This is a genomic window from Bacillus sp. S3, from assembly GCF_005154805.1.
In the GTDB taxonomy this organism is placed as follows: domain Bacteria; phylum Bacillota; class Bacilli; order Bacillales; family Cytobacillaceae; genus Neobacillus.
On sequence record NZ_CP039727.1, the window covers coordinates 2,066,456 to 2,079,743 of the forward strand.

The following is a 13,288-nucleotide window of genomic DNA, read 5'->3' on the forward strand; positions in this document are numbered from 1 at the left end:
ATAAGGAGGCGATTTTATGTTTGAAAACTTTGAAGTATTTCAACTTCAAGAAGGAACCGCACGGGAACAATCACATTTTTCATTGAATCTAGAAGGTCAAGATTATAAGGGAATGGTGCATGGTGGGAAAATTCATTGGTACAATCCACATCCAAAGCAAAAGATTGAAGAAGAACATTTAAGTGCAATCGAATCGCAGGTCCATCAATTGATGAATGAACATCTTGAATCATAAAAAGAAAGCATCTCTTAACGGGATGCTTTTTTTCCGTATTAAAATGCAGGTAATACTTTTCGGGCACCGAGGAACAGCCAGGTACAAAATACAAACGGCATGGTTAGTGGCGGAAGCCCATATGGTAAAAGCCAAGTAACAATACTTGCTGTAATCGGGACGGTAATACATGCAGCAATTGTTCCAAAAATAAGACCAGTCTTATGATTATCATTAAAAACAAGAGAAACCGCAATAATTGTTAAAATGGCATTATATCCGTAAAGTCCCATGAAAATCAAACTGTGTTCCCCGCCAAGACCATACGATGTTACTAACGCCGCAAGATTGCCCACTATGGCATAAAGTCCAATCCTCCAACCTGCCCAAAACAGTGCAATAAAAAGCAGAATTCCGGAAACAGAATGGTCGAGAAAGAAAACTTGGCCGATTCCATTGACGGCCCCATCCAGCCAATTTGCCTCACCTTTAATATTAAGAGTCCAATTGGATAATGATTGGGGCGTAAGGTCTGGGCTTAATTGGAAAGATGTCAACCTGTAAGTGGTTAATAGAAAAAACCAAGTCAGGATAATATAGGGAAAAGTAAGAATGGGTACGCCTGTCTGCCGCATGAAATGGATCATCGCTGCAGTAAAGAATGCCGTGATAGCTGCTCCAATAAGCGCAATAATCCAACGATCATCACCGCTTAAAAATAAGTACAGAGCCATTCCTGTTAGAACTGAGTTATATCCAAATATCCCTTGATTTACACTATTTGGATCCGCCTTGCCAATTTTCGCAATTAACGTTCCGATCAATGCTGAGAAAAGGGTGATTAAACCTAAGGGAACAGAGGCAACGGATACTGCTGCAAAAATAATAAACCCGGAAACAGCATTCTCAACTAAGACTACTTGTGAAATTCCTTTGAGGGCAGTTACCATTAACCAGGTCAATGTTTCCCTGTTTATTACCCTGCTAAGATTGTTATGAATGATCACCACTCCTTTTCAGGGCATTCAAAGATTTTGGAAAAAAATCAATGATCGTAAATGGTATTGCAATCAAATTTCTTTATTAAATTTCCCAATTGCATGAAAAAGTATGACTGATAGATGAGAAATTTAATGTTTTCACTGAAATCAACAATTATACATAAGATACCTCATAATGACGAAGTGAGAATGGGAGGAAAAATGTATGCCTTCTGTCATTAATTTAGGAATTATGAATATTAATTCTCCCCAGCCGAATGCGGCCATTTTTGTTGGTGAATCGATCGTGACTGGTATGGATGGTAACAGAAAATATAATTTGGGATTTGGCGGACTGTATGGTGCTTTTAATGTTGTTGGAGGGAATATCAGTAATAATATCGACAGCTTTGAAATGATTGATGGGGTAATCTTTGACCAAGATTTTAAACCAAATGTAGGCTCCAATGTTTAGAAAAAAATGCAAAAAAAAATCCTTAATTAGGACTCTGATTTTCATGTGAGTTCTCTTTTTTTTGTTTCAGTTTCATTGGACTTGCCTCGTAATTTGTTAAGGATGCATTTGTATGTGCAAAGTTGTTTCGATCCCCATGAATATTCCCTAAGCCTTGGTTATGTTTTTTACTGCTTTTAAAGTCTTCGATAAAATTGTTACCCATGCTAAAACAAGATGCTTCCGATATACTCCCAATTTTAATCGTGCCAATGTGAAAAGTGGGAGAAAGAATAGGGGATGTCATGAATTAATTCTCCTCCCCATTTTCTTTGTTTTTGATCCATTTGTTCTTGGTAAACCGATTTTCATTACCGGAAATGGTTCCAACTACTTCGTCCAATACACTTTCGTGACGAAATTTCTTATGAGTATTTTGTTTTCCAATGAAAATACCTGATGTATTATTCAATTTATTAACTGAAACATGATCAAATGTAATTTTAATCATTCCAAGAATTCTCCTTCGCCATTTTTACTAACGTATTCAATTAGTGGGCGAATGACACCATTTTTATTATTTGATTAGGCATTTATCACAATCCAGGGTCGATGCACATAAAATACATGAGGCTAAAAGTGGATGGAATAATTGTTACCAAAAATAATCAAAACGTGGTGGGCCATTTATGTTGAAAACGTCACATTTTCATTTCACAGGAGATCTAAATGTGCAAACAATGCAAAGACAATGTGGGATATTTATTGGGGAACGAAATAATGCCGTTGGCTGGAGTTCTCATGGGAAAGAAAACAGTGTTATTGGAAATATTAGCGGCACGTCCAATATCCTTTTAAACAATATCTCAATCTTGAATGATCCTGATTTTATTGACACACCAATTGATGATCGAGATATTAATATTTCTTTTGAATCAAACGGGGAAGATGGCCATATAACGAACCTGGATATGGAGAGTTTAAACGTTAATACGATGTATCAAAATAGTGCAGTATTCGTTGGAAAGGGGCATGTGACTGGAATAGATGGAAACGAAAAAGCGAACTATTCTCAGGGAGGTTTATTTGGAAACCATAACCATTTATTAAATAACCTTAATATAAATAACGATCCAGATGTGATTGATGCCATAATGGAGGATCAGGATATTAAAATAGCTAATATTCATAAAGGATTATGAAATTTTTCGCTAGAATTTATTTTTAAATCGATACCCCTTGGAGGTTTTTGTTATTTTTGCATCATGAGGGGAAGCTGTGTCGGACATGGCTTCCTTTTTGGCGTTTTCTTTATTCAGCTTCTGAATAAGTGGTTTTGCTAAGTCTTCTGCTCCGTAAATATTATTGCCAATACTAAATTTTCCACTCAAATCGTCGATTTCTATATTGTCTAATCGAAAGATAATATTTTCTAAATGTTCAATATGAACTTTGTCGATGTGAATATTATTACCTTCATTTTCTACAGATTGTTTTTCTAGTAATTCAATTATTCGATCCAATTTGATAAATAGGAGGTCATCAACAGTTGCAGCTTTATCCGTTTTAGCTTCTTGTTTCGTTCTGAATGAAAAGAATTTAAACACAGCTTCACCCCCTTAGCTTCATTTTTCTGTGGTATCTCTTAAAAAATCTTATGCAAAGAAAATGGGACTTAGTATTAAACCAATAAGTTGGTTTATTCGTCCCTGAAACTTTTCTTACTTAGTACATAAATACTGCCGCCAAGTGTAAGGACGGAAATAAATTTACTGGCAATGATAAAGTAGCTGGCAGTTTGTGAATCTAGAGAGATGTGAGGGAGTTTAATGAGGCCGATCATGACAAGCATGCTGAAAAGAAGAATGGTGTAATAATATTGATAGGCTTTGTTAACTATCCAACTTCCTTTCTCATCCTTTTTTGTGGTAAAAACAATCATCGCATAAGTCAACACTAACAAGGTCACATACGTTAAGAGCACAACCGCGACACCAATGCCCATAATATCTTTACAATCTCCTTTCTTTATTAAGCTAACAATGATGAATGTTCCTCATCATTGTTAGCCTTTTTGTTTGTCTATAAACCCGGACTACTCTCGTCTTCCTTTCGGGTTGTTGGGATAGGTTTCGTTTGTTTTCTTGTTATTTTGTTTGTTTTCGTTTCCCAGCGAAATAAATTATTTAATAATTTATAGATATTTTTTGATTCCTTTGTTAAAAAAGGACCAAGTATCGCCAATATTAATACATAAACAGCTGTAAATGGTTTTAATATCGGCATTAAGCCTCCGGCAAGGCCTAAATTAGCAACAATGATCGAAAATTCACCCCTAGAAACGATTGTTAATCCGATATTCGAAGAGGCTTTAAAAGATAAACCAGCCTTTCTTCCGGAAATCATTCCCGCTACAAAGTTGCTAATGATTGTTAGAATAACAGCGCCCAGAGCTAACCAAATGGCACCGCCCAAGCTATAAGGGTCTATACTCAAACCGAAGCTGAAGAAAAATAGTGCGCCAAAGAAATCTCTAAACGGAATCACTAACTGTTCAATTCGCTCACGGTGTTCTGTCTCAGAATAGACTAAACCCAGCAATAGAGCGCCGATGGCTTCAGCCACATGGAGCTTTTCTGAAAAACCGGCAACAAAGAATAGAGAAGAAAAGATCACGAGGATAAAAATCTCATTGGATTTAATATTCAATAGTTTATTTAGGATAGGAGTGCCTTTTCTGGCGATAACGAAAAATAGAATCATATAACCAAGTGAAATGAGAACGGAGGTCATCGTACCTAAAATCGTCGTTGAACCACCTAATAATAACCCTGACATAATAGAGAGGAATAAAGCTAGAAATATATCATCAAACAAGATAATACCTAAAATTAATTCTGTTTCTGGATTTGCGGTCCTTTTTAAATCGACTAATACTTTAGCGACGATGGCTGTTGAGGAAACACTAAGGAGACCTGCAATAATTAACGTTTCCATAATCGGAAAACCGACAGAAAAACCGTAAACTAAACCTAATGAAAAATTAAGTGCTACATAAATAGATCCGCCTACAACGATATTACGCCCTGATCGAATCAATTTTCCTACGGAGAATTCCAGGCCTAAATAAAATAGTAAAAACAAAACACCAATTCGCCCAAAAAATTCAATAATTTCTGAGCTTTCTATGAATCTAAGATCAATGATTCCAAAGTCAGGTGCGTGTGGACCAACCACCATTCCTAAAAGGATTAGAAACGGAATGATGGAGAATTTTAACCTTCCTGCCAATAATGCTATAAATGCAACTAAAATTAAGGCTGTGCCCACTTCAAAAACTAAGTGATTTGCCATAAATTATCACCCGTCCCTTCTTGAAAGAATTTCTTTTACAATGTTTTTTACTTGATTGCGTTGACCAGAAACAATAACAGTATCCCCAACTTCTAAAAGTGTTTCAGGGCCAGGAGTATGGATTTTTTTGTGATTTCGACATTTAATTATTGCGACAATATTAACTTCATAGGATTGTCGAATATTTAGATTTCCAATAGATTGATTTTCCGCTATTGCGCCAGGTTCTACTTTAGACCATTCAATCACTAAATCGTCAAAAGCCATTTCAATCGTCTCCAATGCTTTAGGAGCATAAGTCATCCCGCCAATGATGGCTGCAATCTTCCTTGCCTCCGAATCATCAAAGGTAGTACTGGCAATGGCCTCATCGTAATCCTCTTGATCAAAATAATAAATATCCCGCCTCCCGTCGTCATGAATGATCACCACTATTTTGTCCTTGCTTTTTGTGATTACTTCATACTTTTTTCCAATACCCGGAAGTTCGATTTCGCGAATATTCATTTTCCATTCCTCCTCAATAATTTATTAGTAGATTAAGAAGCTATTTAAGGGTTTTGTTGTTTAAAGGTTTACGTCAATTTCAGTCCTAATTTTTTCATCCTTGGAAATTCCCAGATATTTTAGCGTCTCTGATGGGGTTGAATGATTGAAATGCTTTTGCAGCAAAGAAATAGCAATGCCGCGTTTGTACGCATGGAATCCGAAGGTTTTACGCATAGAATTCGTGCCGATTTTTCCTTCAATACCAACTGCCTCTGCAGCCTGATGAATAATTCGATACGCTTGCTGGCGGGTGATCGGTTTTTCAGTTTTCAAAGACTTGAATAAAAAATCTTCATTCTTCAGCTGTTGATGATGAACGTAATGAAGGATAGCGTGTTTTACTTTCGAATTAAGGTAGACTTCCTTCAAAATTTCTTTATGAAAAAACAAATAAAATTTTTTATCAACAACATCACCGACTTTGATTTCCAACATTTCCGATATTTTTAACCCCGTATTAATTCCGAAGACGAAGAGAACAAAGTCACGTTCAGAATGATTTTTTAAATATTTCTTAATTGCATTGATTTGCTTGATGTCCCTTAGAGCCTCAACATATTCCATTACCATTTGCTCCTTAATCTATGTTACATAATTATATTATATCATGATATTATGTAACATTAAAGAAAATTGATTGAAGAACGAACTATGCGCACATTCCCAAAGGACGTATCTATTTAAAAAATGATAAAAAGGTCCCGATTTGAATTGTTTGCAATTTGTTCATTGATTGTTCATATTTAACAGGTATTATAGAAGTTGGAGCATTTGGGTTCAATCACATATTTAAACGGGCTTTGTAATTTGTAATAATATTGTGCTAGAAGGTGGTGCGAAAATGAATAAATTACTCGAAAAGGGTCAAGGTATTTTCAATAAATATATTGGCTTTTTCTTGTTATCTGTAGCTTTACTATGGATCAAAACATACATTGTTCAATTAACTCAATTCGATTTAGGAATAGAAAATACAATCCAAAAGTTTCTATTATTTATAAATCCTTTAGGATCTGCGTTACTATTTTTAGGAGTATCATCCTTGTTTAAGGGTCGGAAAAAGTATGTATCGCTGATTGTGATTGATTTTCTATTATCTTTCTTATTGTATGCGAATATTATTTTTTACCGATTTTTTAATGATTTTATTACGCTGCCGACGTTAACTCAAACGCAAAACTTCGGTGATGTCAGTGGTAGTGTCGTGTCTCTCTTAAAGCCTTATGATTTTTTATTCTTCACGGATATTATTCTTTTAATTGTTCTGCTCGGGTTTCGGTTTGTGAAAATTGAAGTGAAGGATATGCACCGGGGGAAAGTGGCTGCATTATTTTCCCTATCATTGGCAATCTCTTGTGCCAATCTTTCTTTAGCTGAAGTGGATCGTCCTCAATTATTAACGAGAGGATTTGACCGGAACTATATTGTAAAATATTTAGGGATGTACAATTACACTATTTATGATGCGGTGAAAAGTACTCATGCCTCTGCACAAAGGGTAATGGCTGACAGTGACGATGTGACAGAAGTGATTAACTATACAAAATCAAATTACGCTGAGCCAAACCCAGCCTATTTCGGTGCTGGTAAAGGTATGAATGTCATCTATTTACATCTCGAATCGATGCAAAACTTCCTAATCAATTACAAGTTAAATGGCGAGGAAGTCACGCCATTCTTAAATTCGTTAACGAAAGATCAAAACACCTTGTATTTTGATAATTTCTTCCATCAAACAGCACAGGGAAAAACGTCTGATGCTGAATTTATGCTGGAAAACTCATTGTTTGGACTGCCGCAAGGTTCAGCTTATACAACGAAAGGATTAAATACGTATCAAGCTGCTCCGGCTATTTTAGGTCAACAGGGTTATACATCTGCGGTGTTCCACGGGAATTCAGGAAGCTTTTGGAATCGTAATGAGATATATAAATCGTTTGGCTTTAATAAGTTTTTTGATTCTAATTACTATCAAATTGATACCGCTGAGCAAGCTGAATATGGATTAATGGATAAGCCGTTCTTTGAGCAATCCATTCCACTTCTTGAGACCTTGCCCCAGCCATTTTATACAAAATTTATAACCGTATCGAATCATTATCCATATCCAATAAATGAAGAAGATGCCACCATTGCACCGGCAACAACGGGTGATAAATCTGTTGATGGTTACTTCCAGACAGCCCGGTATGCAGATGAAGCACTGAAGCAGTTCTTCGACTATTTAAAGACATCGGGATTATACGACAATTCGATCATCGTTATGTACGGGGACCATTATGGTATTTCAGAAAATCATAATAAAGCAATGGAACAAGTTCTTGGGAAGAAAATTACCCCATTTGAAAGTGCCGGCCTGCAGCGCGTACCATTATTTATTCGCGTGCCAGGTATGCAAGGTGGCGTGAACCACGAATACGGTGGACAGGTTGACCTTTTGCCGACATTGCTTCACTTGTTGGGAACTGAGACAAAAGACTATATCCAATTTGGGACAGACCTGCTTTCTGAACAGCATGATGACCTTGTGGCTTTCCGAAATGGTGACTATGTGAGTCCGACGATTACTGCTGTTAACGGGAAATACTATGATTCCACTACAGGGTTGAAATTATCTGAGGACAAGATGGAAGAGGCCAAGAATTATAAGGAAATTGTCCAAGAAAAATTAAGCTACTCAGATAAAGTGGTCAATGGAGATTTATTGCGTTTCTATACGCCTGAAAACTTTATTCCTGTAGATCGATCAACATACAACTATAATCAGGACTCCGAAAAAATTTCAAATGGCAAATAATATACCTGAAAGACGGACAGTGACCAAACACTGTCCGTTTTTTTAAACACATAATCAAGTCAATTACATATGATGATTCAGAAATAGCTTGGAGGTGGATTTAATGAGTGGTGCAGTAGGTTTCGGAAATGGTTTTGCGTTAATTGTGGTTTTATTCATCCTGCTTATTATCATCGGAGCAAGTTTTGTCGGTGGCGGGTTTTATTAAAGGATAAAAGCATTATTGTTTAAATGAAGATGGATGGGGATTGCTGCGGCAATCCCTATTTACATTCCTTTGTTTTTGAATCTTTCCCTCCATTTGGTGTAATGATAATGGAAATAACTGTTTTACTAAGGATGGGGAAATTTGGGAAAAGTTTGGCGCATTTACAAAACCGATTGGAAAAGTATTTTTAGTGTTCCGACAGCAGCTTTATTGATAGGTGCGCTTATGGTGCTGCCTTCTGCCTATGCATGGGTAAATATCAAAGCAATGTGGGATCCGTACAGCAATACATCCGGGATTAAAGTGGCCGTAGCTAATGAAGATGATGGGGCAGAAGTTCAAGGGGAAAAAATCAATGTAGGCAATGATACTGTAAAAAATCTTAAACAAAATCATAAACTTGGCTGGGTGTTTGTTAACAGAAGGAAAGCCTTAATGGGAGTGGAGAAAGGTGATTACTATGCCTATCTGATCATTCCAAAAGATTTTTCGAAAAAACTAACAAGCATTTTAGAACTAAATCCAGAAAAACCCAAAATCCTGTTTGGTGTTAATGAAAAAATCAATGCTGTTGCACCGAAAATCACAAGCTCTGGGGCATCCAGCATTACAGCTCAAATTAGTCAGGCCTTTGTGAAGACAGTAGGAGATGCCATTTTTTCAGGATTTTATAAAGCTGGGATTGAGTTAGAGAAAGCCCTGCCGTCGATTCATAATGTAGAACAGCAAATTTTTGAACTAGAAAAGGTTTTGCCACAGATTGAGGAAATGGGGAAAAAGGCAATCGAACTGGAAGGGAAACTGCCCGAAATACGGGAAAAGGGCCAAAAAGTAATCGAGCTCGAACAACGAATACCGGAACTTCAGCTAGCGGGAAACAGTATTTTGAAGGTGGAAGCTAATTTACCTCAAATAAAAAAAGCTGGTGACAGGGTGCTTGCATTGCAAGGGAAGATTTCAGATTTACAGCATGTTAATGCAATTATCACGGATGTAATCGCCAATATGACTGAAATCGAAACGAAAATAAGACAAGGAATAACCGCCGCTGGTACTGCCCAAACGACCGAGACTGATACCGCGAATAATCAGGAGGAGTTAGCAAGGTTAAATGAGGAGCTTGTGGCAATTCATATTCAAGTAAATCAAACACGCCTTGCCCTTCAGCAAAGAGTCGGTGAAGGGGAAAAAATAATAAATACCGCAGCCGAGTTTTTCGCCAATGACCTGCCTGTCGTTGAACAAAAATTAAAAAAGGCAGCGGAATTTGTGCGCAACGATTTACCCTTACTAGAGGAGGATATTCGAAAAGCTGCAACGTTAGTTCAAACAAAGCTTCCGCAGCTTGAACAGGCAGTCCATAAAGCAGCTGATTTGGCTCGAAATGATCTGCCGGGATTTTCAGCAAAAATCAGAAGTACAGCGGATAAACTTCGCCGCTTCGAAAGCAGCGTGAACATTAACGATTTAATTCAATTGTTGAAGCACGATCCGCAGAAAGAAAGTAGTTTTTTATCAAGTCCCGTCCTTTTGGAAACGAAACGGATCTTCCCGATTCCCAATTATGGCTCAGCAATGACACCTTTTTATACAATGCTGGCGCTTTGGGTTGGAGCTACTTTTTTGATTGCATCCCTACGCGTGGATGTCGAAAATCCTGACAATGTTTACAGGGGCTATCAGCTTTATTTCGGAAGACTTCTAACGTTTCTTACAATCGGCATCTTCCAAGCTGTCATTGTCGCAATAGGCGATTTGTTTCTCATTCATACGTACGCGGTGGACAAACTATGGTTTGTTTTATTGAGCATTTTTATCAGTATGGTGTTTGTGATTATCACCTTTACCTTATGTTCCGTGTTCGGTAATATTGGAAAAGGGTTAGCGATCCTATTCTTGGTATTGCAAATCTCAAGCTCAGGCGCCACTTTTCCTGTTAGTACGACATCAGCTTTTTTCCAAACGATCTACCCATTTATGCCATTTACGTATGCGGTAAGTATGCTCCGGGAAACAGTTGGAGGAATGGTGACTGAGGTAGTAATAAAGGATGTGTTATCTTTGCTCGGCTTTGCTGCCGCCAGCTTTCTCTTGGCTATTTTCTTGAAAAAGCCATTAAGCAAAAGAATCCAACAAACAGCTGAACGGGCGAAATCCACGAAAATCATTCAGTAAGCTGTATTATTTGTACAATAGAAAAGGACAAAATTTGTTCAGAAAGATGTATAAGATACTGCAGGAAACGCTTCCGTTTTTGTTGAATTATTATCATATTGGAGGCGATGACTGTGGGTACGAAAATGACTGCATTGACAAATCATGATATTCAGATTGGTGAAAAAAACTGTATTTTGTGTAATAAGGACTTTGAATATATTGCTATTATTTGCGGTAGGCCGAATGTAGAGGAATTGTTAAAAAGAGATCATCCAATGAGTATTGCCGACCAAGTAGTGATCCTTAACAAGGTCTATGCCAATCATCATCACCTTAAAATCATTGACATTGAAATTACAGCGAGATGTCCGCATTGCCAATGCAGTAACCGTTTTACTAGTTATGTAACATTAGAAAATAATCAAAAATAATGAGCATCCGTTAGGGTGCTTTTTCAATTTTCTTGACTAGAACGGGATAGTATGATATTAAAATAATGGTTAGCACTCAAATGTATAGAGTGCTAAAATAGTGTTAGAATTCAAGCAAAAGGAGAGGTCTTAATGGAGACGAAACAGTTTAAAGCCGAATCAAAACGATTATTGGACATGATGATCAACTCCATCTATACACATCGGGAGATTTTTTTAAGAGAGCTGCTGTCAAATGCGAGTGATGCGATTGATAAAATTTATTACAAAGCATTAACTGATGATTCTTTGACCTTTGACAAAGACAGCTACTACATAAAGGTAACAGCTGATAAAGAAAATAGAATCTTGAAAATTGTTGATACGGGTATTGGAATGACCAAAGAAGAGCTTGAAACGAATCTTGGCACCATTGCCAAGAGCGGCTCATTAGCATTTAAAAGTGAAAATGAGTTAAAAGACGGTCATGACATCATCGGCCAATTCGGTGTCGGATTTTACTCTGCGTTTATGGTTGCTGATGAAGTCACCGTGGTCAGCAAGTCGTTAGGCAGTGAGGAAGCCTATAAATGGGAATCAAAGGGTGCAGATGGCTATACCATTGTCCCATGTCAAAAGGATTCAATTGGTACGGAGATCACATTGAAAATCAAAGAAAATACAGAAGATGAAAATTATGATGAATATCTGGAGGAATATCGCTTAAAGTCGATTATCAAGAAGTATTCTGACTTCATTCGCTACCCAATTAAAATGGATGTGACCGAGAGCAGACTTAAAGAAGGCACCAAGGATGAATACGAGGATGTCCAAGAAGAACAAACAATCAATACGATGATTCCGATTTGGCGGAAAAATAAAAAGGACCTGACCACTGAAGACTATGAGCAATTTTATGCTGAGAAACATTACGGTTTCGACAAGCCGATTAAACACATTCATATCAGTGTAGATGGCGCGGTAAGATATAATGCCATTCTATATATCCCTGAAAAAATCCCGTTTGACTTTTACTCACCGGAATACGAAAAAGGGTTAGAGCTTTATTCAAATGGCGTCTTAATCATGAACAAATGTGCGGATTTACTGCCTGACTATTTCAGTTTTGTGAAGGGTATGGTGGATTCAGAAGACCTCTCATTAAATATCTCAAGGGAAATGCTGCAGCATGACCGCCAATTAAAGCTAATCGCAAAAAACATAAACAAAAAAATTAAGAGTGAATTACTTACAATATTAAAAAATGAACGCGAGAAGTATGAAGAGTTTTATAACTCCTTTGGCAGACAGCTCAAATATGGTGTTTATAGTGATTATGGAATGCATAAAGAGGAATTACAGGATTTATTGATGTTCTACTCATCAAAGGAGAAGAAATTGGTAACACTTGATGAATATGTGTCAAGAATGCCTGAAGAGCAAAAATATATTTATTATGCAACAGGTGAAACAAATGAAAGAATTGACAAGCTGCCACAAACAGAACTAGTCGCTGACAAAGGATATGAAATTTTATATTTCACTGATGAAATTGACGAATTCGCCATTCGTATGGTTATGGCCTACAAAGAAAAAGAGTTCAAATCGGTGTCAAGCGGCGATTTAGGCTTTGAAACGGATGAAAATCAAAATGCGGAAACAGAAGAGAAGGATCACAAAGAACTGTTTGACTATATGAAAAACATCCTGGATGGCAAGGTAAAGGATGTAAGAGTATCGAAACGATTGAAAACCCATCCAGTATGTTTAACAACTGATGGAGCCGTATCGATTGAAATGGAAAAGATTCTAAATGCGATGCCTAACAGCCAAAATGTGAAAGCTGACAAAGTTTTAGAAATTAATGTCCACCACGGTGTATACGAATCCTTAAAAGCGGCCTTTGAGAAGGATCAAGAAAAATTAACGCTCTATACGAACCTGTTATATAGCCAAGCATTGTTAATTGAAGGCTTGCCAATTGAGGATCCAGTAGAGTTTACCAATGATATTTGCAAAATAATGGTCTAAAAAATGGGGTTGCAACTTAGGTTGCAACCCCATTTTTTATTATGAATGTGAACTCCAGTTCATCTTTAGGTCGAAAATATGATATAATACTATTAACGGATAAATAAAATTCTTTTCTTTTTAGAAAAATAATA

General features: G+C 36.9%; 16 protein-coding genes. 8 read left to right on the top strand and 8 right to left on the bottom strand.

Going from position 1 to position 13,288, the window contains the following annotated elements:
* Positions 1-16 precede the first annotated feature (16 nt).
* A complete protein-coding gene (locus FAY30_RS09920; protein ID WP_149869727.1) occupies positions 17-235 on the top strand; it encodes a DUF5342 family protein in 219 nt (72 codons plus the stop codon).
* Between the two features lie 38 nt (positions 236-273).
* On the opposite strand, the gene FAY30_RS09925 is transcribed toward FAY30_RS09920, so the two are convergent.
* Positions 274-1,221: an urea transporter gene (locus tag FAY30_RS09925; protein WP_223820932.1), complete on the bottom strand. Its 948-nt coding sequence runs from the start codon at positions 1,219-1,221 to the stop codon at positions 274-276.
* Between the two features lie 199 nt (positions 1,222-1,420).
* Between FAY30_RS09925 and FAY30_RS09930 the strand changes: the two genes are divergently transcribed.
* Positions 1,421-1,669 carry a hypothetical protein gene (locus FAY30_RS09930; protein ID WP_149869728.1) on the top strand — a complete coding sequence of 83 codons (249 nt, stop codon included), beginning with the start codon at positions 1,421-1,423 and terminating at the stop codon, positions 1,667-1,669.
* Positions 1,670-1,691: 22 nt separating this feature from the next.
* Here FAY30_RS09930 and FAY30_RS09935 read toward each other — a convergent pair whose 3' ends face one another.
* Positions 1,692-1,955, bottom strand: a complete 264-nt coding sequence (locus tag FAY30_RS09935) for a hypothetical protein (RefSeq protein WP_149869729.1) — start codon at positions 1,953-1,955, stop codon at positions 1,692-1,694.
* Positions 1,956-1,958: 3 nt separating this feature from the next.
* Positions 1,959-2,159 (bottom strand): hypothetical protein, encoded by a 201-nt coding sequence (locus FAY30_RS09940; RefSeq protein ID WP_149869730.1) that lies wholly within the window; start codon positions 2,157-2,159, stop codon positions 1,959-1,961.
* A gap of 178 nt (positions 2,160-2,337) precedes the next feature.
* On the opposite strand from FAY30_RS09940, the gene FAY30_RS09945 reads away from it, so the two are divergent.
* Positions 2,338-2,850 carry a hypothetical protein gene (locus FAY30_RS09945; protein WP_190284858.1) on the top strand — a complete coding sequence of 171 codons (513 nt, stop codon included), beginning with the start codon at positions 2,338-2,340 and terminating at the stop codon, positions 2,848-2,850.
* 9 nt (positions 2,851-2,859) lie between these two features.
* On the opposite strand, the gene FAY30_RS09950 is transcribed toward FAY30_RS09945, so the two are convergent.
* From FAY30_RS09950 to FAY30_RS09970, 5 genes are all read right to left on the bottom strand, one after another.
* A complete protein-coding gene (locus FAY30_RS09950; protein ID WP_149869732.1) occupies positions 2,860-3,255 on the bottom strand; it encodes a hypothetical protein in 396 nt (131 codons plus the stop codon).
* Positions 3,256-3,347: 92 nt separating this feature from the next.
* Positions 3,348-3,653 (bottom strand): hypothetical protein, encoded by a 306-nt coding sequence (locus FAY30_RS09955; protein WP_149869733.1) that lies wholly within the window; start codon positions 3,651-3,653, stop codon positions 3,348-3,350.
* A gap of 77 nt (positions 3,654-3,730) precedes the next feature.
* Complete coding sequence (locus tag FAY30_RS09960; protein WP_149869734.1) at positions 3,731-5,002, bottom strand: cation:proton antiporter; 1,272 nt, start codon at positions 5,000-5,002, stop codon at positions 3,731-3,733.
* Positions 5,003-5,008: 6 nt separating this feature from the next.
* Positions 5,009-5,509 carry a cation:proton antiporter regulatory subunit gene (locus FAY30_RS09965; RefSeq protein ID WP_149869735.1) on the bottom strand — a complete coding sequence of 167 codons (501 nt, stop codon included), beginning with the start codon at positions 5,507-5,509 and terminating at the stop codon, positions 5,009-5,011.
* Positions 5,510-5,569: 60 nt separating this feature from the next.
* Complete coding sequence (locus FAY30_RS09970; protein WP_149869736.1) at positions 5,570-6,115, bottom strand: tyrosine-type recombinase/integrase; 546 nt, start codon at positions 6,113-6,115, stop codon at positions 5,570-5,572.
* A gap of 277 nt (positions 6,116-6,392) precedes the next feature.
* Between FAY30_RS09970 and FAY30_RS09975 the strand changes: the two genes are divergently transcribed.
* From FAY30_RS09975 to htpG, 5 genes are all read left to right on the top strand, one after another.
* A complete protein-coding gene (locus tag FAY30_RS09975) occupies positions 6,393-8,348 on the top strand; it encodes a lipoteichoic acid synthase (RefSeq protein ID WP_149869737.1) in 1,956 nt (651 codons plus the stop codon).
* Between the two features lie 103 nt (positions 8,349-8,451).
* Positions 8,452-8,556: a YjcZ family sporulation protein gene (locus FAY30_RS09980; protein WP_149869738.1), complete on the top strand. Its 105-nt coding sequence runs from the start codon at positions 8,452-8,454 to the stop codon at positions 8,554-8,556.
* 141 nt (positions 8,557-8,697) lie between these two features.
* Entirely contained in the window at positions 8,698-10,731 is a 2,034-nt protein-coding gene (locus tag FAY30_RS09985) for a YhgE/Pip domain-containing protein (RefSeq protein WP_149869739.1), read from the top strand.
* A gap of 113 nt (positions 10,732-10,844) precedes the next feature.
* On the top strand, positions 10,845-11,144 hold the full coding sequence (locus FAY30_RS09990) for a hypothetical protein (protein ID WP_149869740.1): 300 nt from the start codon (positions 10,845-10,847) through the stop codon (positions 11,142-11,144).
* A gap of 132 nt (positions 11,145-11,276) precedes the next feature.
* Entirely contained in the window at positions 11,277-13,154 is a 1,878-nt protein-coding gene (htpG, locus tag FAY30_RS09995; protein ID WP_149869741.1) for a molecular chaperone HtpG, read from the top strand.
* Positions 13,155-13,288 lie beyond the last annotated feature (134 nt).